This is a genomic window from Devosia sp. XGJD_8 (assembly GCF_046614475.1).
Lineage (GTDB): Bacteria > Pseudomonadota > Alphaproteobacteria > Rhizobiales > Devosiaceae > Devosia.
In genome coordinates this window covers 651900-671865 of sequence record NZ_JBKJHF010000001.1, presented here as the reverse complement: position 1 = coordinate 671865, position 19966 = coordinate 651900, and the positions used below count along the sequence as shown (strand labels likewise).

22 protein-coding genes are annotated in these 19966 nt (G+C 63.1%); 8 read left to right on the top strand and 14 right to left on the bottom strand.

From position 1 onward, the window contains the following. The 5 genes from ACLI1C_RS03080 to ACLI1C_RS03060 are packed head-to-tail and all read right to left on the bottom strand — an operon-like array spanning window position 1 to window position 2360. A complete protein-coding gene (locus ACLI1C_RS03080) occupies window positions 1–327 on the bottom strand; it encodes a beta-lactamase hydrolase domain-containing protein (protein WP_411395386.1) in 327 nt (108 codons plus the stop codon). A 41-nt stretch (window positions 328–368) separates the two neighbouring features. After that, window positions 369–1262, bottom strand: a complete 894-nt coding sequence (locus ACLI1C_RS03075) for an MBL fold metallo-hydrolase (RefSeq protein ID WP_411395385.1) — start codon at window positions 1260–1262, stop codon at window positions 369–371. A gap of 11 nt (window positions 1263–1273) precedes the next feature. Further along, window positions 1274–1714, bottom strand: coding sequence for a DUF6691 family protein (locus tag ACLI1C_RS03070; protein ID WP_411395384.1), 441 nt, complete (start codon window positions 1712–1714; stop codon window positions 1274–1276). Continuing rightward, window positions 1714–2142 (bottom strand): YeeE/YedE family protein, encoded by a 429-nt coding sequence (locus ACLI1C_RS03065; protein ID WP_411395383.1) that lies wholly within the window; start codon window positions 2140–2142, stop codon window positions 1714–1716. Before ACLI1C_RS03065 ends, ACLI1C_RS03070 begins: the two co-directional genes overlap by 1 nt. Then, on the bottom strand, window positions 2139–2360 hold the full coding sequence (locus ACLI1C_RS03060) for a DUF2892 domain-containing protein (protein ID WP_411395382.1): 222 nt from the start codon (window positions 2358–2360) through the stop codon (window positions 2139–2141). The genes ACLI1C_RS03065 and ACLI1C_RS03060 overlap by 4 nt, the downstream gene beginning before the upstream one ends. 75 nt (window positions 2361–2435) lie before the next feature. Here ACLI1C_RS03060 and ACLI1C_RS03055 point away from each other — a divergent pair, with 75 nt between their 5' ends. Next, window positions 2436–2741 (top strand): ArsR/SmtB family transcription factor, encoded by a 306-nt coding sequence (locus ACLI1C_RS03055; protein WP_411395381.1) that lies wholly within the window; start codon window positions 2436–2438, stop codon window positions 2739–2741. A gap of 53 nt (window positions 2742–2794) precedes the next feature. Here the strand turns inward: ACLI1C_RS03055 and ACLI1C_RS03050 are convergent, their stop codons facing one another. Both ACLI1C_RS03050 and ACLI1C_RS03045 read right to left on the bottom strand, forming a co-directional pair. Next, on the bottom strand, window positions 2795–3622 hold the full coding sequence (locus ACLI1C_RS03050) for a metallophosphoesterase family protein (protein ID WP_411395380.1): 828 nt from the start codon (window positions 3620–3622) through the stop codon (window positions 2795–2797). Continuing rightward, a complete protein-coding gene (locus ACLI1C_RS03045) occupies window positions 3619–4545 on the bottom strand; it encodes a diacylglycerol/lipid kinase family protein (RefSeq protein ID WP_411395379.1) in 927 nt (308 codons plus the stop codon). The genes ACLI1C_RS03050 and ACLI1C_RS03045 overlap by 4 nt, the downstream gene beginning before the upstream one ends. A 78-nt stretch (window positions 4546–4623) precedes the next feature. Between ACLI1C_RS03045 and ACLI1C_RS03040 the strand changes: the two genes are divergently transcribed. Then, entirely contained in the window at window positions 4624–5364 is a 741-nt protein-coding gene (locus ACLI1C_RS03040) for a phosphatase PAP2 family protein (RefSeq protein ID WP_411395378.1), read from the top strand. Between the two features lie 23 nt (window positions 5365–5387). Here ACLI1C_RS03040 and ACLI1C_RS03035 read toward each other — a convergent pair whose 3' ends face one another. Continuing rightward, entirely contained in the window at window positions 5388–8063 is a 2676-nt protein-coding gene (locus tag ACLI1C_RS03035; RefSeq protein ID WP_411395377.1) for a GNAT family N-acetyltransferase, read from the bottom strand. A 35-nt stretch (window positions 8064–8098) separates the two neighbouring features. Then, window positions 8099–8917, bottom strand: a complete 819-nt coding sequence (locus ACLI1C_RS03030; RefSeq protein WP_411395376.1) for a universal stress protein — start codon at window positions 8915–8917, stop codon at window positions 8099–8101. Window positions 8918–9061: 144 nt separating this feature from the next. Here ACLI1C_RS03030 and ACLI1C_RS03025 point away from each other — a divergent pair, with 144 nt between their 5' ends. From ACLI1C_RS03025 to ACLI1C_RS03015, 3 genes are read left to right on the top strand one after another with little or no spacing between them, the layout of a single operon-like run. Further along, entirely contained in the window at window positions 9062–9226 is a 165-nt protein-coding gene (locus tag ACLI1C_RS03025; protein ID WP_411395375.1) for a hypothetical protein, read from the top strand. A 44-nt stretch (window positions 9227–9270) separates the two neighbouring features. Beyond that, on the top strand, window positions 9271–9642 hold the full coding sequence (locus ACLI1C_RS03020; protein WP_411395374.1) for a hypothetical protein: 372 nt from the start codon (window positions 9271–9273) through the stop codon (window positions 9640–9642). Between the two features lie 11 nt (window positions 9643–9653). Further along, the gene (locus tag ACLI1C_RS03015; protein ID WP_411395373.1) at window positions 9654–10061 is read left to right on the top strand and encodes an OsmC family protein; all 408 of its coding nucleotides are present in this window, start codon (window positions 9654–9656) and stop codon (window positions 10059–10061) included. Between the two features lie 26 nt (window positions 10062–10087). Here the strand turns inward: ACLI1C_RS03015 and ACLI1C_RS03010 are convergent, their stop codons facing one another. Together ACLI1C_RS03010 and ACLI1C_RS03005 are read right to left on the bottom strand one after the other, a co-directional pair. Then, complete coding sequence (locus ACLI1C_RS03010; protein ID WP_411395372.1) at window positions 10088–10270, bottom strand: hypothetical protein; 183 nt, start codon at window positions 10268–10270, stop codon at window positions 10088–10090. A gap of 16 nt (window positions 10271–10286) precedes the next feature. Further along, window positions 10287–11135 (bottom strand): universal stress protein, encoded by an 849-nt coding sequence (locus ACLI1C_RS03005; protein ID WP_411395371.1) that lies wholly within the window; start codon window positions 11133–11135, stop codon window positions 10287–10289. A gap of 255 nt (window positions 11136–11390) precedes the next feature. Here ACLI1C_RS03005 and ACLI1C_RS03000 point away from each other — a divergent pair, with 255 nt between their 5' ends. The 3 genes from ACLI1C_RS03000 to ACLI1C_RS02990 all read left to right on the top strand — a co-directional run bounded on the left by ACLI1C_RS03000 (window position 11391) and on the right by ACLI1C_RS02990 (window position 16870). Continuing rightward, window positions 11391–13289 (top strand): diguanylate cyclase, encoded by a 1899-nt coding sequence (locus ACLI1C_RS03000; protein WP_411395370.1) that lies wholly within the window; start codon window positions 11391–11393, stop codon window positions 13287–13289. 109 nt (window positions 13290–13398) lie between these two features. Next, window positions 13399–14235 carry a universal stress protein gene (locus ACLI1C_RS02995; RefSeq protein WP_411395369.1) on the top strand — a complete coding sequence of 279 codons (837 nt, stop codon included), beginning with the start codon at window positions 13399–13401 and terminating at the stop codon, window positions 14233–14235. Between the two features lies 1 nt (window position 14236). Next, a complete protein-coding gene (locus tag ACLI1C_RS02990; protein ID WP_411395368.1) occupies window positions 14237–16870 on the top strand; it encodes a cation-transporting P-type ATPase in 2634 nt (877 codons plus the stop codon). A 41-nt stretch (window positions 16871–16911) separates the two neighbouring features. On the opposite strand, the gene ACLI1C_RS02985 is transcribed toward ACLI1C_RS02990, so the two are convergent. From ACLI1C_RS02985 to ACLI1C_RS02975, 3 genes are read right to left on the bottom strand one after another with little or no spacing between them, the layout of a single operon-like run. After that, on the bottom strand, window positions 16912–17655 hold the full coding sequence (locus ACLI1C_RS02985; protein WP_411395367.1) for a ribonuclease activity regulator RraA: 744 nt from the start codon (window positions 17653–17655) through the stop codon (window positions 16912–16914). Between the two features lie 27 nt (window positions 17656–17682). Then, on the bottom strand, window positions 17683–18843 hold the full coding sequence (locus ACLI1C_RS02980) for a mandelate racemase/muconate lactonizing enzyme family protein (protein ID WP_411395366.1): 1161 nt from the start codon (window positions 18841–18843) through the stop codon (window positions 17683–17685). Window positions 18844–18863: 20 nt separating this feature from the next. After that, window positions 18864–19961, bottom strand: coding sequence for an ABC transporter ATP-binding protein (locus tag ACLI1C_RS02975; protein ID WP_411395365.1), 1098 nt, complete (start codon window positions 19959–19961; stop codon window positions 18864–18866). Window positions 19962–19966: the final 5 nt, after the last annotated feature.

Genomic DNA, 19966 nt, shown 5'->3' with positions numbered 1-19966 from the left:
TTATTTCGACAGAGTTGCGTAGAGGCTGCCGGCGCGGGCGCCGGAGCGGCAATAGCCAAGCATCGGCTTGGGCAGGTCCTTCCAGGCGTCGTGGAAGCGGATGATCTGCCCCTCGCCCAACGGACCTGACACCGGAATGTGCACGATCTTGAGACCGGCGGCTTCGGCAGCTTTGGCCACTTCGGCAAAGGCGGGCTGGCCGGCCTCTTCCTGGTCGGGACGGGCGCAGACGATCGACTTGTAGCCGGCGTCGACGACGGCCTTCATCTGGTCGGGCCGGATCTGGCCGGTGGCGGAGAAATCAGGGGCAATCTTGTTGATATTCATGGGTCTTGCTTTCGGGTCGGAATTGGAAAAGGGCCACATGGTCAGAGGCCGTTCACGGGGACTTTGAGGAAGGTCTTGCCGTCCTCGTCCTTTGGCGGGAGTTGTCCGGCGCGCATGTTGACCTGCAGCGACGGGATGATGAGCTTGGGCATGGCGAGCGTGGCGTCCCGCGCTTCGCGCATCTGCACGAAGGTGTCTTCGTCGGTGCCCTTGCCGACATGAATGTTGTGCGCGATCTCGTCAGCCACCGTGGTCTCCCACTGGATGTCACGGCCATTCGGACCATAATCGTGGCACATGAAGAGGCGCATGGCGCCCGGCAGGGACAGGACACGCTGGATAGAGCGATAGAGCGTGCGGGCATCCCCGCCCGGGAAATCAGCACGAGCCGAGCCGCCATCCGGCATGAACAGCGTGTCGCCGACAAAGGCGGCATCGCCCACTACATGCGTCATGCAGGCAGGGGTGTGTCCCGGCGTGTGCATGGCGTAAACGGTCATGGCGCCAATCTGGTAGCTGTCACCGTCCTTGAACAGGCGGTCGAACTGGCTGCCGTCGCGCTGGAACTCGGTGCCTTCGTTGAACACCTTGCCAAAGGTGTCCTGGACGGTCCGGATGTTCTCGCCGATGCCCAGCTTGCCACCCAGCTTGGCCTGGATATAGGGCGCCGCTGACAGGTGGTCGGCATGGACATGGGTCTCGATCAACCATTCCAGCTTGAGGCCACGCTCGCGGATATGGGCAATCATGGCATCGGCATGTTCGTAGCTGATGTGGCCGGAGGCGTAGTCGAAGTCCATGACCGAGTCATAGATGGCACAGGACGGCGAGGACGGATCCTTGACGATGTAGCTGATGGTGTTGGTTGCCGGGTCGAAAAAGGCGGTGACGTCCGGCTTCACGGACAGGTCCGGGGTAAAAGGCAGAGCGGTCATGGTGATCTCCTTCACGCTGGTTGGGTGATGCGCGCTTCGAGCGCGAGGCGGATGGTGCGGGCTGCGGCGATCCCCGCCAGCATGGCGCCGACGAAAATCCAGGCAGACGGTTCGCCGAGGCCCAGGGCTGGCACAGCGCCGCCGGGGCAGAACCCTGAAATGCCCCAGCCTATGCCGAAGGCCGCGGAACCGGCAAGCAAGGGCAGGTCGAGCTTACGGCCGGTCGGCAGGTGAAACCTGGCTTCCAGCACCGGCTCTGGCCGGCGCAAGACAAAGCGGTAGCCGATGGCCGAAACCACGAGGGCGCCCGCCATCACCAGAGCCAGAGATGGGTCCCAAGTGCCGGCAATGTCGAAGAAGTTCAAAACCTTGGCCGGATTGCCCATGCCGGAAATGGCAATGCCGGTGCCGAAAACGAGACCGATGAGGCCGGCAACAATAGTACGCAACATTAGAATCCCCCCAGCACGTGGCGGACGACAAAGACCGTGGCGGTTGCCGTGGCCATGAAAGTGGCAGTCGCGGCGATCGAGCGCGGCGACAGGCGGGCAATGCCGCAAACGCCATGGCCGGACGTGCAACCGGAGCCGAAATAGACGCCTCCACCCACGATAAGGCCACCAATGATGATCCACGGTGTGGGCACCGGGCTGTCGAAGGGGATGGTCTGCCCCGACAGGGTCAGAACCAGGGCCGGAGCGGCAATGGCACCGGCGACGAAAGCCGCCCGCCAGGCCCAATCGCTGGACATGGGCGGCATCAGGCCGGTCAGGATGCCGGTCATGCCGGCGATGCGGCCATGGAAGGCCATGAGAAGTACGGCGGAGAGACCGATCAGCGCGCCGCCAAACAGCGACGCGAGAGGGGTGAATTCAGTCATCGACTAGGAACCTTACAGGTGGAGAGACCAAGAATGGCGTAGAGGGGACAGAAGCGGACCAGGGCAGTCCCGATCAGCACGACGCCAACAACCAGCGACGCCCAGAACCAGAGCGGGTTGGCGAATAGGGCAATCCCGGGAAGCAGTGGCAACAGGACAAGCACGGCGCCGATGACGAGACGGGCGATACGATCCGGCGTTCCGACATTGAATTTCATGACAGCCTCCTTGAAAGCGGTGGGATTTCGATGGACATTGACTATGCGTCCAGCTGTATATAAGAACATTCTAATATGATCAAGATGGAAATCGAAAAAATGGAGGCGAATGCCGAACAGGCAACGCGCCTCCTGACCGCAATGGCAAATTCCAAGCGGCTGCTGATCCTGTGCAACCTGCTGGATCGCGAGATGAATGTGACGGAGCTGGGCGAGAAGGTCGGGTTGGCGCAGTCGCCGCTTTCGCAGCATCTCTCCAAGCTGCGCGCCTGGGATTTCGTCAAAACTCGGCGCGACGGCCAGCAGATCCGCTATAGTCTCGCCTCCGACGAGGTGAGGCGCGTGCTTGCCACGCTCTATTCAATCTATTGCGAGGACTAGAGCCATAGCCGGGAAAGTGAGCTGCGCGCCCACTGTCCCGGTGGAAGGCGCAGTTATACCGGCTCGCTCGCCTTTTCCCGCGTGTGCCAGGCGCCATCGCGCCATTCGCGCACCGTGATGGTGATGCGGTCCGGGGTGATATCGATCAGATTGTAGGCATTGGCCTCGCCGCGCAGCCTCGTGGAAATCGCCGAAGAGGCCTGGGCCACAAGAATGGGCGCCACAGTGGATTTGCTGAGCCCGATGGGTTCGCCCTCGCGCTCGGCCGCCTTACTCTCATGCTTGCGCACATAGGACAGGTGGAAATGCCCCGAAAGGACCAGCCGTACGCCCAGTTCAGCAAAAGTGGAGAGCGCCTCGTCGGCGCGCTTCACGCGCTTGGTCTTTTGCAGCATGGGCTGCGTGGGAAATAGCAGGGGGTGATGCGCCACGATTACCCGAACGGCATCGGGAGAGGCCTGCGAAAAGCGCTGCTCGAGATCCTCGAGCTGGCTACGGGAGATCGTACCATGACCCCAGTTCCACTCCAGCCTCGCCCGACGCGACGTCCGCATGCCGACCAGCACAACGCCGTCCATTTCAAGAAATGGCTCTAGGTCGTCATCAATGTAGCGTCGGTAGAGACCGTAGGGGTTGAAGAAGCGTCGGAAGATGTTGACCGCCGGAACGTCGTGGTTGCCCGGAACCGCGAAGACCGGGGCGTGGAGCTTGTCGAGAAACTCTCGCGCCTGCTCGAACTCTTCCTTGGTGCCAATCTGGGTGAAGTCCCCGCTGGCCACCACCAGGTCGGGCTCTTGCGCATTGATGTCGTCCGCGAAGCCGGCAGCGACTGCCGGATCGTGATGGCCGAAATGCAGGTCCGAGACGTGCAGTATCTTCATGCGGCCTCAACAGGAGTGGCAGTGTTGGCAGGCACGATCACCGACAGCGCCTTGGGCCGAATGGCAAAGACAAGCGGCGTGTGCATGGTTTCGACTTCACCATCAAACATCACCTTGATCAAATCCTTGCGCGTGTCGATGGTGACGGCGTTGACACTTTCAACACTCAGCGCCTCGTCATCGCGCCAGCGGCCGAGCAACATCTCTACGGTCAGACGGATAAAATCGCGCGCCGTGAAGTGACGAAGGACATAGAGGGTCAGGGTGCCCTGATCGAGCTTCTGGCGCGAGAAAAACTGGCCGACCCCCTCATCATAGGCATTGCTCGCGACGGCCAGCGCCTGCACCCGCTCGACCCGCCGTTCGCCTGAACTTGGCTCGATGACCACGGCGATCCGCTTGCTGCGCGCAATACGCCGGAAGAAATAGCGCAGGAATCCGATCTTGGCCGCGATGTCATACCGCCCCCGGATATGTTCACGCCCGGCGGCAACACCGGGGATCATGCCGATGACAACCTTGTGCAGGAAGATTCGGCCATTGACCTCGCCGACATCGATACGGTGCATTTCGCCCGTTGCCAACGCGGCTACCGCCCCCGCCAAGTCCAGAGGAACACTGAGGTCTTTTGCCAGCGCGTTGACTGTGCCCAGCGGCAGGATGGCCAGGCTCTTGTCTCCGCCGACCAATGCGGCGGCCAGCGCAGTAATCGTGCCGTCCCCACCCGCCGCGACGACCGTAGGTGCCGGGCTGGCAATGGCGTCTGCAATGCGATCTGCCAGGGGCTGTTCGCTGCGCGCATCGACCACGGCTCGCAGGCCATTGGCCTCAAACAATTCAGCGACCGCCTCGGCGGTTACGCCTGCTGCATTGGCCGTTCCAGCATTTGCATTGAGAATGACGTAGAAAGACGGATCTGCCATGTTCGATTGTTCCACCTGCTGCTGCAGCGGAACGTGCACGCGGACCGGACGTTGCGTGTAAAAGCAAGGAAAACGGCAATGCTACACAAACTTGTGCGGTCCAAGCACTACCATCGCATCTACGGCTTCGTGACGGCGGAAGGCCCCCTGCTCGCGGCAATTGCGATTATCAGCGGGCTGGTCCTGGCCTTCCTCCAGATTGCAGATGAGATGGTGGAAGGCGAAATGGAGGCCTTCGATCAGTCGATCCTGATGCTGTTCCGCGACCCCAACAATGTCGACCAGGTGATCGGACCGGCATGGGTGCACGAAATGGTGCGGGATATAACGGCGCTGGGAAGTTTCTCGCTGCTGGGGCTGATTGTCGTAGCCGTCTGCAGCTATCTGCTGCTCGCGCGCATGCGTTCTGCCGCGCTGCTGGTGGCCATATCCGTCCTGGGCGGCACCATTCTCAGCACCGTGTTGAAGATGGGTTACGCTAGGCCCCGGCCAGATCTTACCGTCATGTCCGAGCAGTTCACGGCCAGCTTTCCGAGCGGTCACGCCATGCTGTCGGCCGTAACCTTCCTCACGCTGGGCGCCCTGCTCGCGCGTTTTGCCCCGACACGGCCGCTGCAGATCTTGAGCATTTCAGGCGCCATCGTGCTGACCATCCTGGTCGGCGCCAGCCGCCTCTATATGGGCGTGCACTATCCCAGTGACGTGCTGGCTGGCTGGTGCCTGGGCGCTGCCTGGGCCTTGCTCTGTAGCACGGTCGGTGCGGTGCTGCAGCGCAGGGGGTCAGTCGAAAAGCCCAAGGACGAGGCTGAACCGGCATAGGTCGCCGGACTGACGGACCAAGATCAAAGCGCTAGTCGAGCCTCAAGGCGGCCCGGCTCGCCCGCTCGCGCTGCGATGTTGAACCCAAGTTCACGACAGAGTTCGACCATGCGAGTGTTTTCGTTCAGCACTATGCCGGTCAGTTCGACAAGACCACGCGCCCTGGCATAGTCGATCAGATGGTGCAGCATGGCCCGGCCCAGCCCCATGCCCTGAAGGTCACTGCGGACGAGCAGGCCGAATTCGGCGCGCTTGCCATCGGGCTCGGCGGCGTAGCGGACGATGCCGGCCAGCTCACCTTCGGGTCGCGACAAGGCTACGAAAGCAATGTCGAGGTCGTAGTCCAGCTGCGTCAGACGGATCAGCGTCTCCGAGGAAATTTCGGTGGTCGGCACCAGAAAGCGCAGCCGCAAATCCTCGGCGGTGACGCTTTCCAGGAAGCGCGGATAGAGTTCCACATCGAGCGGACGGATAGGGCGAATGTCGAATGTCCCGCTGCCAACCTCCAGCTGCGTGCTCCACTGAACCGGATAGGGGCGGATCGACAGCGCCGGATTGGGGGCTGCAATATCCAGGCGCTGCAGATCCAATTCTATGCGGGCATCGAGCGCGATGACCCCATCGGCGTCGGCGAGCAACGGATTGATGTCGATTGCCACGATCTGGGGGAAGTCGATGAGCAGTTGCGAGATCGCCTTGAGTGCCAGCACGATGGCGCTCCTGTCCGCGGCCGGCTGGTTGCGATAGCCCGCCAGCAGGGCGCTGATGCGGGTGCGATCGATCATGTCATCAGCCAGCACGTCGTCGACCGGCAGGATCTCCATGGTCGTGTCGCGAACGACTTCGACCGATACCCCACCCGCGCCGAACATCAGCACGGGACCGAAGACAGGATCCGTGGTTACCCCGATCAGCAACTCCGTTGCCGTTGGCCGGATGATCATCTGCTGCACGGCGAAGCCATCCAGTTCGGCGGCCACGCCCTTTGCCGCAAGCCGATCGAGGATTGCCTGCGCGGCAGCGCGCGCGCCATGGGCGCTATCGAGGTCCAGCACCACGCCGCCAAAATCGGATTTATGCGTCAAGGTGGCCGACATCATCTTGACCGCAACCCGGGCGCTACCCTTCAGCAAATCGGCTGCCGCGGCTTCCACAGCCTCGACGTCAGCGACTGTCAGCGTCCGAGGCACCGCAATGCCATAGGCGCTCAGCACGTCCTTTGCCTCGGGCTCCGTCAGCATTGTGCGCCTGTCGCCTGCTGCGCCCGCGAGCACAGCGGCGGCCCTCGGCCGATCGACGTGAAGAGTTTCATGGGTGGCCGGGACGCGTTGGAGGCGCGCGGTCAGCCGCCGCCATCGCGTCAGGATGCTGACCGCATCGGCAGCCTTGGCCGGCGTGTCCACGCTGGCAATGCCTGCACTGTTGAGAAGACGTCTCGCCTCCGCGGCCGCAAACTGGCCAAGCCAGGTGGCAAGCACCGGCTTGCCGCTGATCAGCCCATTCTGGACCACGTCAGCAAGCCCCTGGGCCGCGGCGGACGGCGAGGCAAGCGCGGTTGGGCAATTCATGGCCAGGACAACGTCGACGCCGGGGTCTTCAGCCACGAGGCGCATGGCGGCAAGGTAACGTTCGGGCGGCGCGTCGCCGATAATGTCCACCGGATTGGCATGCGACCAGTTGGTTGGCAGCACTTGATCGAGTGCAGCCAGCGTTTGCAGGGATAGCTCGGCCAGCTCGCATCCGCGGTCGATCAAGTGGTCGACTGCGAGCACGCCTGCGCCCCCGCCATTGGTGACGATGGCGACCCGGCCGCGTTCCAGAGGCTTGAAACGCGCGGTGATCTCAGCCGCGGAGAACAGATCCTCGAGATCATTGACCCTGATAATGCCAGCGCGCCGCATTGCGGCGTCGACCACGGCATCGGCCCCCGCGAGCGCGCCTGTATGCGTCTGCGCCGCCCTGGCAGCCTCTTCGTGCCGCCCTGGCTTGATAGCGATGACCGGCTTCAGCCGGACCGCAGCACGCGCCGCAGACATGAACTTGCGGGCGTTGGGAATGGATTCGAGATACATCAGGATCGCCGACGTCTTGTGATCTGCAGCCATCATGTTGAGGCAATCGCCAACGTCGACATCGGCCATATCGCCCAGCGAGATGATCTGGGAGAATCCGATCCCTTCGGACTCAGCCCAATCGATGATCGAGGATACGATCGCCCCCGATTGCGAGAGCAGTGCCAGCGAGCCCGCACGCGCGGGGATGTGAGTGAAGCTTGCATTGAGCCCAACAAGCGGCGCCAGCAGGCCGATCGTATTGGGCCCGATTATCCGCACGCCATGACGGCCGGCAGCTTCCAGCATGCGCTGGCGCAACTGGTCCTCACTGCCCACCCCTGCGGTGATGACGACGACCGCCCTGCCCCCGAACTGGCCGATCTCTTCGATCAGCGCCGGTATGGTCTGGGCGGGCGTGGCTATGACGCAGAGATCGGGAACCTCCGGCAGGTCGGCCACGCGCGAAACGCAGTCGCGCCCGGCCAGATCCCGGTATTTGGGATTGACCGGAAATATCTTGCCCTCAAATCCACCCGAGACGATGTTTGACAGGACGAGCGCCCCCAACGAGCCAGGGCGTTGCGAGGCACCGATCAAGGCGACGCTGCGCGGCGCAAATGCACGATCGAGGTGACGGATGGTCATACGGTGTCCTGGTCTTGGGGCGGTAGTGGGCGCGCCTAGTTGGAGAACAGGCGGCTTACCCCATGCGTGGCCAACAGGTCCCGGGTCATGCCACCCAGCAACCATTCCCGGAGCCGGCTATGGCCATAGGCGCCACTGACGACGAGGTCGGCGCCTTCAGTCATCACAGCCTGCAGAATGGTCTGGGCAACGCCACCAATGTCGGGAAGCACATCGCCATGTGCCTTGACGTCATGGGATTGGAGCCAGGCGACAGCGTCGAGCATGCTGGCGCGCTCGGTCGCCAGATTACCTTCGTCCACCACAACAAGGCTTACGTCGTCAGCTGCCTTGAGCAGGGGCAGGGCATCCATGACGGCCCGGCGGGCCTCCTTGGTGTCTTTCCAGGCAACGACGATCTTGCTTGCCTTGAGTTTGCGCGTGCCAGCGGCCGCGACGAGAACCGGGCGACCGGCTCCGAGCAGCACCGCGTCGACGTCGACTGCACGGCCGATCTGCGGCTTTTGGTCGGTCGCTCCCACGATGATCAGATCCACTGTCCGGGCTACTTCGATGATAGCGGCATCCGGACGCTGTATCGTTCCGACCCAATGGTGTTTTACACCGGGGGGAACGAGCGTTGCAAAGCTTGCCTCGGCAGCTGCCAGGGACGCCTCGATCTCGGCATGTTGCTCCGCGTAGACCGATGCGGCCACTGCACCGCCATCCATCCCCATCACGACGAGCGGCGGCTCGGCCGCAGCTACCCCGGTGAGTGAGGCGTGATGGCGTCGGGCGAGGTCGCTTGCCAGAGCGACCAGGTCCGGATCGACAGAGTCGATGGTGAGCACGACGGCGATGTTGCGGATTTCCATCTCAAGCCTCCGGGTACGTCACCAGATCATAGCGCGGTCTGCGGCAATCTCTTTGCGCGAGATCAAGAATTCGGGGCGGCAGACATGCTTGAAAGGAGGGGACAAGCGGCCAAGCCGCCCACTCGCCGCCTGAGGAGAGGCTCGATGGAACGCATCAAGATCACGCAACACACGTCACTTGGCGCCTTCTGGTTCGCCGGCTGGCTGTTCAGCATAGGCTACCTGCACCTCAATTTCTGGATGGGCCTGCTGGGCCTGTTCGTCTGGCCCTATTTCATCGGCGTGCACCTGGCCCCGCCCTTGAGCTGAGAGGCGCGAACCTTGTGGGCCACCACACTCTAAAGGGATCACCAATGACCAAAGCAAAGCTCTACCGCATCGAGCTCGCGCGGGAACCGGGCCATCCCGAAGGGGACCGGAACCACAGCTATCGTCTCTTCCTGCCGTTGACGGCTGATGGCCATATCGACGCCGCCGGCTTCCGCGATATGCCTGACTGGTGCCGGGTGGTGCGGAACCGTCCGGGAGAAGACGAGGCCCGTGGTCGCATCCAGCGTGGCCCCGGTGGCCGCTGGCTCTTCGACTATTCCGATGCCAGCACGCAGGACGACGAGGTTGGTTTCCGGCTGTCCGAAGAGCGTTTCGTGCCAGGCGAATATGTGTCGATCCGCGAGGACGACGGCAAGACACACGTCTTCCGCATCGTTTCGGTGCGAGAGGACTGACTGGAGGCAGGATGCTCGAATATTCGATCAGTGCAGAGCGTGCGGATGCTGCTGGCAGCAGCGCCATGGTCAGGCAGGCCGTCGTTACGCTGGACACTTCCCTGGCGGGACGGACGGACGCATTCAATCCGGCAGAAATGCTGCTGGCAGCGTTGGCGGCCTGCATTATCAAAAGCGCCGAGCGGGCGCTGCCCCTGCTCGGCTTCGACATGCGCGGCATGCATGTTCATCTGCACGCCATCCGGCAGGATGCGCCGCCCCAGATCACTTCCATTGACTACCTGGTGACGGTCGATACCGACGAGAGCGATCGCCGCCTCGACCTGCTGCACAAAAATATCCGCAAGTACGGCACGATCTCCAACACGCTGGCGCTGGCGGTTGCACTGGACGGGCGGATCGTCCGGAAGATCGAATAGCGCGGCTGACGTGGCGCCGCTTCCCGTTATTTGAGGCTTCGGGGAGAGGGGACGGTCAAGCCTCGCACCTCCAGCTCGCGCTTGATGGTTGCTGGCATTTCGCGACATCCGCAGTTGGCGGCATGCACGATGTGCCAGTTCAAGCGCTCCTCCAGCTTGGCATTTCTGGGCAGTTTATGCGTGGCATGCCACTCACTGTTGATCGCCATCACATCCTCCAGTTTGCTAGTGAGACATCAGGATCGGGAGCCGTGGCGCAGGCAGGATAGTCCGCGTGGCTCCGCCCAGAACAAGTTCCTGCAGCCGGTTCCTGCCGTATGCGCCCATCACCAGCAGGGCTGCGTCGTGGCTAACGGCAACCGCCTGCAGGGTCTCGCCGATTTGGGCGCTGCCGCGCTCCCTTTGCAGGTGCTTGCTGCGTATGCCGTGATGCTCGAGAAATGCCTGTATGCCGGCAACGCCAGCCGGATCGATTACCTTGTCATCGCCAATCGTCACGACCGACACCAGGTCCGCGCGTTCGAGAATCGGCATGGCATCGCGCAGCGCTCTCGATGCAGCCCGACTGCCGTCCCAGGCCACGACGACATTCAACGGCGTTGCCCGCTGTTCGGCGACCGGCACCACTGCCGATCCTTCCGGTACAATGACGACCGGACCACCGGAGTCAAAGATCAGCGCTTCGGTCTCGGCGCGTCGCTGCGGATCTCCACCGTCAGCCACCGTGACAGTCAAATCGTGGTAGCGCGCGAGCGGTACCAGACTGTCCGAGAACGCCTCCGGCCGGCACCTTGCTGCATCAACCTTCAACGCGACACCGAGGCTCGCAGCCCGCTCGCCTATCCAGGCGGCAATATCCTCGCCCCGATCCCTGCTGCGTCGCTCGGCTTCGGCTGCCATCTTGGAGACGCCCAGCAGTGCCTCGCCCAGAGCACTGTGGAGTGGCGCAATATCCACCTCCTGAATCAAGACTGTCATCCTCGCGTCCAGCCGGGCGGCCAGGCCGAGGGCGTGTCCAAGGCCAACCTTGGTTGTCGCATCAGGGTAGGTCGCGATCGGCAGCAGAATGTCCATTCTCACCTCCTCAGACAGCGCACGTCGAAGCGTCGCAACGGACGGACGGGGTCTCTCCAAGTTCGACTATGACAGGCACGCCGGCCGACACATTGATCCGCATCAAGGGCCGAGGCGATCCCGGCAGACAGCTTCTGGGACATGCCGAAGGACGCGGCTGAACGGTATGCGAGGTTGCCCGTTAACGGGTTTTTTCGCCGGTCGGGCTTATTCCTAGGATTGCGCAGCGTAAGCAGCCAGTGGAGCCAGTCGACCGTGTGGTATGCCCTCATCGCAAATCTTGCCGTGGTGGGACTTCTGCTCTCGGCTTTCGCCCATGGCGAACCGCTCCTGCTCATGCTTGGGCCGCGCATCCGTGCAGCTGCATTGGGCGGCGTGATGGGTCTCGGCGCCATCGCCTCGATAATGCTCTCCGTGGAATTGCCGGATGGCACGGTTTTCGACCTTCGGGCCACGCTTATTGGCGTCTCGAGCCTGCTCGGGGGCCCTATTGCCGGCTTGGTCACGGCTGCACTCGTGGCGGCGCATCAGCTGCTGATGAGTGGAGGTGGTGCAACGGCAGACCTGGTGGGTATCGCCGTTGCGACAGGCCTGGGGCTCCTGGGCTACCGACTGCTTGGAGGGCGCCCGCCCTCCCTCCTCGTGACGATGCTCTTTGTCGTGTTGGGCACACCGTTGGCGCTGCTTGGCTTTGCCGCAACCAAGGCACAGGGCATTGACCCGGTGCTCAGTCAGGGGGCTCTGGCGTCGCTGATACTGAGCATTGCCGCGACCTTTGTTGCCCTTCAGGTGCTGGTATTCAGCCATCAGCGGGCGGAGGAGACCATGCTGTTCATGGCCGCCGCTGATCTCGCTCCTGATTTCGCCTATGTGAAAAATCCCCGCGGACGCTTTCTGCTCGCCAATCAGGCATTCGCCTCGCTTTACGGCATTGCGCAGGCACGCCAGCTGCGCGGCAAGACCGATTTCGATATTGCGCCACCGGAGCGTGCGGAGGCCCTCTTCACGGAAGAGCAGCAGGTGCTGCAGAGCGGCCAGCCGATACTGGAGCGCGAGGAGTTGCAGGTAGATGAGCAGGGGAACGAAAGATGGTTCACTGCAACGAAAACGCCACTCTACAATAGCCGAGGCGATGCGCTGGGCCTGATCGCGGTGATGCGGGACATTACCTGGAAGAAGGAAAGCGACAGGGAGTTGCTGGCCAGCCGGGATCAGCTGGCTTTCGTCCTGACCGAAATGTCGGATGGCCTGGCACTGTTCGACAGCGAGGGGCGGATTATCTACTGCAACGAGCAGTATCAATCGATGTTTCCAATCACCGGCAGACTGCGTGTCCCTGGCGCATTCCTGCCTGATATCCTGCGCGCCGCTGTCAAGCATGGCGAACAGCCCTACATCCCGCAGGACGATGTAGACCAGTGGGTGGACACTGTAGTGTCGGCACTGCGCACTGGCCGCGACGAGGAGGTCCATCTGTTCGACGGCCGGTGGCTGCATATTCGGACCAAGCCACATGCCGGTGGCAACGCGACGGTGGTGGTCTCGGATATGACCCTGATCAAGCGGGCCGAAACGGAATTGCGGGGCCTTACGAACGAGCTGAAACTGCAGGCGACAACCGACGCCCTTACGGGATTGGCAAACCGTCGGGCCATCGACGAATGTCTGGCCATAGAGCTTGCCCGCACGAAGCGAAGCGGACAGCCGCTGAGCCTGGTGATGATCGATATCGATCACTTCAAGGCCTTCAATGACATTTACGGCCACCCCGCTGGTGATGCCTGTCTGCGAAGCGTTGCCAATGCGCTCGAGCAGACCGAACGGCGAGCCGGTGACTTTGTCGGCAGGTATGGGGGCGAAGAATTCTGCGCCATCCTGCCGGACACGGATGAGGATGGCGCCTATTTCTTTGCCGAAAGGCTCCGCAAGGCGGTGCGCGAACTGGGGCAAAGGCACGAGGGAAGCGAGAAGGGCGTGATAACGATCAGTGTCGGCGTCGCGACCTATGCTGCCGAGGAAGCCGACCGAACCGATGTCAGACTTATCGCGCGTGCGGACGAGGCGCTCTACGTCGCCAAGGGTGCGGGCCGCGACCGGGTCAACGGATGGACCAGCGGCCGGTCGGCACGCTGGCCTGGCGCACAAGCCACGTAACCGGCGCGCTTTTTTGACCTGAATCAATGGCCGGGTCGCCTGGCGATATAGGGTGATGGGCAAGGGGCTTGACCCTCTCCCAACTGCTCTACCAAACCGCGAGGCGACGATGACATTGCAGGCCCTGGTTCCTCTGTTGACCTATCCAGACGCTCCAAATGCCGAATTCGGCGCGCTCGTCGCCAATGCTGCGCAGTATTTGGGAGCCGAGATTCACGCCCTCGTCTTGGAGCCCGACTTCCGCGCACCCGCCAATGCAGTGGCGCGAGCGGTCATCGATGTGCCGGGGATGCTCAAGGGTATCAAGGATGCCTGCCATATCCGGGGACAGGAAATGTCTCACGCCATGGTGCATGCGGCCAGTGGGGCCAATGTCGCCATCCGCACCGGCCGCATTGAGGCCATTCCCGAACGTTTCGGCGAAGCGGCAGCCGGTCAGGCCCGCTATCATGATCTGACAATGTTCGGCTGGAATGGGGGCAATGAAGCAGTCCGCGGCGCTGTTGAAGCCGTGATCTTCGGATCGGGCCGGCCAGTCCTGTTGCTGCCGGAACGCCATGAATCGCCAGACTATACGACCGTCTTTGTGGCATGGGATGGGAGCCGCGTGGCGGCCCGCGCGGTCGCGGATGCGGAGCCCTTCCTGAGCAAGGCCGCGCGGGTCGTCGTAGCCACGGTGACGGACGAGAAGCAGATTGCGGAACAGCAGCCGGCCGAGCGCCTCGTCGACCATCTGAAGCGGCGGGGGATCAAGGCTGAAGCCCGGGCCGTCTCGAGCAATGGCCGACCGATTGGCCAGACGCTGCAGGATGAAGCGCTGGCAGACAAGGCCGGACTGCTGGTCCTGGGCGGCTATGGCCACTCGCGATTGCGCGACTTTGTGCTCGGCGGGGCGACCAAAGGCGTCCTGGACGACCTGCGGGTGCCGGTCCTGCTGTCCCACTGAGATGGCGGCACCCGCGCCGCATGCCGAGGCTGCCGATGCCTGCCTAGACGAGCTCAAATCCGCGCGCGAAGGTCTATCCGCCACCGAGGCGGCGCGGCGCCTGGCCGAGTACGGTCCGAACCAGGTGCCCGAAGCTGCGCTCCGCATGCCTCTCCAGCGCTTCCTGGCGCAGTTCCACAACATGCTGATCTACGTCCTGATGGCGGCGGCCGTGGTGACGAGCGCCTTGCAGCACTGGGTAGACACCGGCGTGATTCTGGCAGTCGTGCTGGCCAATGCCCTGATCGGCTTTGTCCAGGAGGGCAAGGCCGAGGCGGCAATGGCCGCAATCCGGCAGATGCTGGCGCCGCGAGCTGCCGTGCTGCGCGACGGCCAGCGCATGACGGTGGATGGCATACATCTCGTGCCCGGCGACATCGTGTTGCTGGAGGCAGGCGACAAGGTGCCGGCCGACCTGCGGGTCATCGAGGCGCGCGGACTGGCGGCGCAGGAGGCCATGCTCACTGGTGAATCGCTGCCAGTTGAAAAGGCCGTCGACCCCGTCGCTGTCGACGCGGGCATAGGCGATCGCAGTTCCATGCTTTGGTCGGGCACACTGGTCACGCAGGGCACGGCGCGTGGGGTTGTGGTGGCTACCGGCCAGGCAACCGAGATCGGGCGCATCGGCGCGCTTCTGGGCGGGGTCGAGCAATTGACCACGCCCCTGGTGGCGCAGATGGACCACTTCTCGCGCTGGCTTTCGCTTCTGATCCTGCTCGCCTCCGCCATCCTGCTCGTCTACGGTTATTTCGTCAGCCACCACGACTTTTCCGAGCTGTTCATGATCGTGGTCGGGGTCGCCGTGTCGGCGATCCCGGAGGGTCTACCTGCGGTGATGACGATCACGCTGGCCATCGGTGTGCAGGCCATGGCGCGGCGGCAGGCCATCGTCCGCCGCCTGCCCGCTATCGAGGCCATCGGGTCGGTCTCAGTCATCTGCACCGACAAGACAGGTACGCTGACCCGAAACGAAATGGTGGTCGCCGCTGCCGAGACCCCCGAGGGCGTGTTCGAGATTGCGGGCCGAGGCTATGCCCCGGATGGCGCGATCACCCCCTCTGGCGATCTTGCTCGCCTCGCCCGGGCGGCCAGCCTCTGCAACGATGCCGCGCTGCATTGCCGGGACGGCGAGTGGGCCGTCGAGGGCGACCCTATGGAGGGCGCGCTGCTGGCCTTTGCGCGCAAGGCAGGCAGCGGTGAAGCCGGACAACGGCGCGACGCCATCCCCTTCGACAGCCGCCACCGCTTCATGGCCGTATTGACCGAAACAGCGGATGGTCGCGTGACCCTCGTCAAGGGTGCGCCGGAGCGGGTCTTGCGGATGTGCGGGGATATCGACCTGCAGCATTGGCACGACCGGGCCGAGGCCATGGCCCGACGCGGCCTTCGCGTGCTTGCCTTTGCGGAGCGCGCCGAGGAGGGCGATCGGATCGACGTCTCCACCGTCGACGGCAGCCTGACCTGGCTTGGCCTTGTGGGCCTCATCGACCCGCCCCGACCGGAGGCTGTGGCCGCGGTGGCGGAGTGCCGCGCAGCCGGTATCCGGGTCAAGATGATTACCGGGGACCATGCAGGCACCGCCGCCGCGATTGGCGCACAGATCGGCCTGCAAAACTCCAATCGGGTGCTGACGGGCTTGGATCTCGACAAGCTCGACGACGCACAACTCGCACTCGAGGTGGCGGGGACCGACATCTTTGCCCGCACGAGCCCCGAACACAAGCTGCGGCTTGTCACTGCCCTGCAGGCCAATGGCCTGTCCGTCGCAATGACCGGCGACGGTGTCAATGATGCGCCGGCACTGAAGCGTGCGGATGCGGGAATTGCGATGGGGCTCAAGGGATCGGAAGCCGCCAAGGAAGCGGCCGATCTGGTGCTTGCTGACGACAATTTCGCCACCATTGCCGCTGCGGTGCGCGAGGGACGGACGGTCTATGACAATCTCAAGAAGGTCATCAGCTGGACCCTGCCCACCAATGCGGGCGAGTCGATGACGATCGTCCTGGCCCTGATCGTCGGCCTGTCGCTACCGGTGACAGCCGTGCAAATTCTCTGGGTCAACCTCATCACCGGCATTACGCTTGGCATCGCGCTGGCCTTTGAACCGACGGAGGCCGGCACCATGACCCGTCCGCCCCGTCCCCGCAACGCCCCCATCCTGACGGGCGAGCTTGTCTGGCATGTCGTGCTGGTGGCGCTGCTGTTCGTCGCCGCCGTCTTCGGCATCTTCACCTATGCCATCGACAAGGGACACTCCATCGCACTGGCGCAGACCATGGCAATGAACACACTGGTGGTGCTCGAGATTTTCCACCTGTTCTTCATTCGCAACATCTATGGCACCTCGCTGACATGGCGCGCGGTGCGGGGCACGACAATGGTCTGGACGGTGGTCATCGCTGTCACCGCAGCGCAGTTTGCGGTGACTTACTTTCCACCGCTACAGACCATCCTCGGGACAGAGCCAGTGTCCCTCATGGATGGGTTGCTGATCGTTGCCACCGGCGCGGTCTTCTTCGCCCTGCTTGAGATCGAAAAGCAGATAAGGTTGGGTTTTCAGACGCGAAGCCTAGCGCCGACACGGCAGGGCGGATAGGCACAGCCGCGCCCTGCCCCCGTTGGTGTCATGCGGTTCGGCTATGCCTTGGGCGGATTGAACTTTCGCCAGGCCTGATACTCATCATTCGCATCGGGATGGAGAGGATAGTAGCGCTGGAGCGGGGCACCCTCCATCAGCTTCATGCGCGAAAACTCTTCCCACTCGGCATGCTTCTGGCCATCCTCGAGGACCTGTTCGGCCATGGAGACCGGCACCACCACAGCGCCGTCATCATCGGCGACGATGATGTCACCCGGCACGACGGTCACACCACCGCAGGCAATCGTTACATTGACCGCGTTGGGGTAGATGTCGGTCTGCACGTGGTAGTTTGGCGACCACCCCTTGAGCCACAGTGCCAGATCCAGCTTCTCAACATTGGGCCGATCGCGCATCACGCCATCGATGATGATGCCGGCGCCGCCGCGACCCTTGAAATAGGTCGACATCATGTCGCCGAAAATGCCCGACCGCATGTCGCCCCGTGCATCGACCACCACCACGTCGCCGTCCTGCACATGATAGAGCACATGACGGTGCAACTGGGTCTCGGGGTCGGAATACTCGCCCTCGCTGAACAGGTCCGGCCGCTGCGGCAGACACTGGAGCGTCAAGGCGGGCCCACAGATCGACTTGCCCTTGGTCTGGGGCAGGATCCCGGTCATGTGCGGATTGCGAAAGCCCATATGGCCGAGCGTGCCGGCGATGGTCGCCGCGCCGAGGCCTTTGAGCCCCTCGATCAGGTGCTTGGGCGGCCGCTTGATGTCGGCAGTCATGGTCATCGTGTTTCCTTCCCTTCGATCCTCAGTCTACCAGTTGGTGACCGAGCCATCATTGCGCCGCAGATGCGGCGCCTCCCAGAATGTGAAGCTCTGCTTGGCGAGAAGCGCTTCATTGACTTCAATACCAAGACCCGGGGCGTCGCTGACCGGGTAGGCAGCGCCTTCCAGTTGCGGCTGTACTGGAAAGAAGTCGCTGTTGTCGAAGCCGAGGGCCCGCTCGGGGGCACGCGTTTCGAGCCAGGCGAAATTGGGCACCGCCGCAGCGAAATGCACTGTCGCTGCCGTGCAGACGGGCCCGAGCGGATTATGCGGCATCAGGTCGACGTAATGTGCCTCGCTCCAGCCCGCCACTTTCATGGCCTCGGTCAGCCCCCCGACATTGCAGACGTCGAGCCGGTTGAACTGATGAATGCCGCGTTCGATGTAGGGCAGGAACTGCCACTTGCTGGAGAATTCCTCGCCGATCGCGAGGGGAATATCGGTCATGGTGCGGAGCGACTCATAGGCTTCCGGCGTCTCATCGCGGATGGGCTCTTCAAGGAAGTCTAGCACGCCACGGTCAAGCTTGCTGCAAAAGCTCGCCGCCTCGGCGACCGAGAGGCGGTGATGGTAGTCGATGCCCAGCACCACCTCGCTGCCCAGCTCTGCGCGGGCTTTGTTGAGGATCCTCGCCGTAGCGGCAATGGACTGGCGTGGCTCGAAGATGTCGCGACTGTCCTGCCCGATGGGAAAGAAGCGGATGGCGTCAAAGCCCATTTCCCTCAGTTCATGCGCCCGATCCACAGCGCCCTCGCCGGCGCTGTCGCCGGTCGAGGCAAAGGCGGGAACAACATTGCGCTGCTTGCCGCCCAGCAGTTCGTAAACCGGCACGCCGAGGGCCTTGCCCTTGATATCGTGCAGCGCAATATCGATGGCTGAAATCGCCGCCTGCAGGACGCGTCCGCCCTCGAAATACTGGCTGCGATACATCTCCTGCCAGATCCGGCCGATCTGCATGGCATCCTGGCCGATGAGAAATTCACGGTAATGCTCGATGGCGCCGGCGACCGCCTTCTCCCGGCCCGTAAGCCCGCTTTCGCCCCAGCCGAAAATGCCCTGGTCGGTTTCTATCTTGAGCAGGAACTGGTTCCGTATGCCCACCCGAACCGGGTAGGGCTTGATGGCGGTGATCTTGAGCTTGAGCGACATAGGTGGTCTCGGATGTAGGGCTATACGGCGCGCAGGGCCATCTCGGTTTCGCCGTCGAACAGGTGGATCCGGTCCTGGTCGAACTCCAGCCAGACCATCTCGTCTGGCGCGACCTGCGCGGTTGGCGGCAGGCTGATGTTGAGAATGGCACCGGCCAGGAAGGCCTGCACGAAGGTAATGTCGCCCGTCGGCTCGACCGTATAGACGCGGGCCGGCACCGCGCCGTCGACGGCGGACTTGTGCAGCTTGATGGTGGAGTGCCGGGCCCCCAGCACGATCTTGTGCGAACTGGCGGCAGCGACCTTGCGGGCATTGGCGTCGGACAGGGGCAGGACCCAGCCTTCGGAGCTTGTCAGCGATGTCCTGCCATCGGCCGTGGTCGCTTGCAGCGGCACCAGGCTCATTGCCGGGCTGCCGATGAAGCTGGCGACGAACATGTTGACCGGATTTGCGAAGACGTTGGCAGGCGTATCGTATTGCTGCAGCAATCCACCATTCATCACAGCCATCTTGTCGGCCATGGTCACCGCTTCGAGCTGGTCATGGGTCACGTAGATGATGGTGGCGTTGAGGTCCTGGTGGAAGCGCTTGATCTCGCTGCGCATCTGCACGCGCAGCTTCGCGTCCAGGTTCGACAGCGGTTCGTCCATCAGGAACACGGCGGGGTCCCGCACCAGGGCGCGGCCCAGCGCCACGCGCTGCTGCTGGCCGCCGGACAGCTCGCGCGGCTTGCGCTCGAGCAGGTGGGTGATGTCGAGCACCTTGGCAGCGTCCTTGACCTTGGTCTCGATCTCGGACCTGGGGAGCTTCCGCATCTGCAGCGGGAAGGCGAGGTTCTGGAACACCGTCTTGTTGGGATAGAGCGCATAGTTCTGGAACACCATGGCGATGTCCCGGTCCTTGGGGTCGAGATCATTGACGATGCGGTTGCCAATAGTGATGTCGCCCGAAGTGATCGGGATCAGCCCTGCCACCAGGTTGAGCGTCGTTGTCTTGCCGCAGCCCGATGGGCCGACCAGGGCGACGAACTCCCCATCGTTGACCGTCAGCGAGACATCCTTTGCAGCATAGATCGAGCCGTAGGTTTTGACGAGATCCTTGAGAACCACCTGGGCCATGGATG

What these genes read in the sequence shown, in the direction of transcription:
- ACLI1C_RS03080 (WP_411395386.1), bottom strand. Translation starts at nt 327, where the DNA reads ATGAATATCAACAAGATTGCCCCTGATTTCTCCGCCACCGGCCAGATC.
- ACLI1C_RS03075 (WP_411395385.1), bottom strand. Translation starts at nt 1,262, where the DNA reads ATGACCGCTCTGCCTTTTACCCCGGACCTGTCCGTGAAGCCGGACGTC.
- ACLI1C_RS03070 (WP_411395384.1), bottom strand. Translation starts at nt 1,714, where the DNA reads ATGTTGCGTACTATTGTTGCCGGCCTCATCGGTCTCGTTTTCGGCACC.
- ACLI1C_RS03065 (WP_411395383.1), bottom strand. Translation starts at nt 2,142, where the DNA reads ATGACTGAATTCACCCCTCTCGCGTCGCTGTTTGGCGGCGCGCTGATC.
- ACLI1C_RS03060 (WP_411395382.1), bottom strand. Translation starts at nt 2,360, where the DNA reads ATGAAATTCAATGTCGGAACGCCGGATCGTATCGCCCGTCTCGTCATC.
- ACLI1C_RS03055 (WP_411395381.1), top strand. Translation starts at nt 2,436, where the DNA reads ATGATCAAGATGGAAATCGAAAAAATGGAGGCGAATGCCGAACAGGCA.
- ACLI1C_RS03050 (WP_411395380.1), bottom strand. Translation starts at nt 3,622, where the DNA reads ATGAAGATACTGCACGTCTCGGACCTGCATTTCGGCCATCACGATCCG.
- ACLI1C_RS03045 (WP_411395379.1), bottom strand. Translation starts at nt 4,545, where the DNA reads ATGGCAGATCCGTCTTTCTACGTCATTCTCAATGCAAATGCTGGAACG.
- ACLI1C_RS03040 (WP_411395378.1), top strand. Translation starts at nt 4,624, where the DNA reads ATGCTACACAAACTTGTGCGGTCCAAGCACTACCATCGCATCTACGGC.
- ACLI1C_RS03035 (WP_411395377.1), bottom strand. Translation starts at nt 8,063, where the DNA reads ATGACCATCCGTCACCTCGATCGTGCATTTGCGCCGCGCAGCGTCGCC.
- ACLI1C_RS03030 (WP_411395376.1), bottom strand. Translation starts at nt 8,917, where the DNA reads ATGGAAATCCGCAACATCGCCGTCGTGCTCACCATCGACTCTGTCGAT.
- ACLI1C_RS03025 (WP_411395375.1), top strand. Translation starts at nt 9,062, where the DNA reads ATGGAACGCATCAAGATCACGCAACACACGTCACTTGGCGCCTTCTGG.
- ACLI1C_RS03020 (WP_411395374.1), top strand. Translation starts at nt 9,271, where the DNA reads ATGACCAAAGCAAAGCTCTACCGCATCGAGCTCGCGCGGGAACCGGGC.
- ACLI1C_RS03015 (WP_411395373.1), top strand. Translation starts at nt 9,654, where the DNA reads ATGCTCGAATATTCGATCAGTGCAGAGCGTGCGGATGCTGCTGGCAGC.
- ACLI1C_RS03010 (WP_411395372.1), bottom strand. Translation starts at nt 10,270, where the DNA reads ATGGCGATCAACAGTGAGTGGCATGCCACGCATAAACTGCCCAGAAAT.
- ACLI1C_RS03005 (WP_411395371.1), bottom strand. Translation starts at nt 11,135, where the DNA reads ATGGACATTCTGCTGCCGATCGCGACCTACCCTGATGCGACAACCAAG.
- ACLI1C_RS02995 (WP_411395369.1), top strand. Translation starts at nt 13,399, where the DNA reads ATGACATTGCAGGCCCTGGTTCCTCTGTTGACCTATCCAGACGCTCCA.
- ACLI1C_RS02990 (WP_411395368.1), top strand. Translation starts at nt 14,237, where the DNA reads ATGGCGGCACCCGCGCCGCATGCCGAGGCTGCCGATGCCTGCCTAGAC.
- ACLI1C_RS02985 (WP_411395367.1), bottom strand. Translation starts at nt 17,655, where the DNA reads ATGACCATGACTGCCGACATCAAGCGGCCGCCCAAGCACCTGATCGAG.
- ACLI1C_RS02980 (WP_411395366.1), bottom strand. Translation starts at nt 18,843, where the DNA reads ATGTCGCTCAAGCTCAAGATCACCGCCATCAAGCCCTACCCGGTTCGG.
- ACLI1C_RS02975 (WP_411395365.1), bottom strand. Translation starts at nt 19,961, where the DNA reads ATGGCCCAGGTGGTTCTCAAGGATCTCGTCAAAACCTACGGCTCGATC.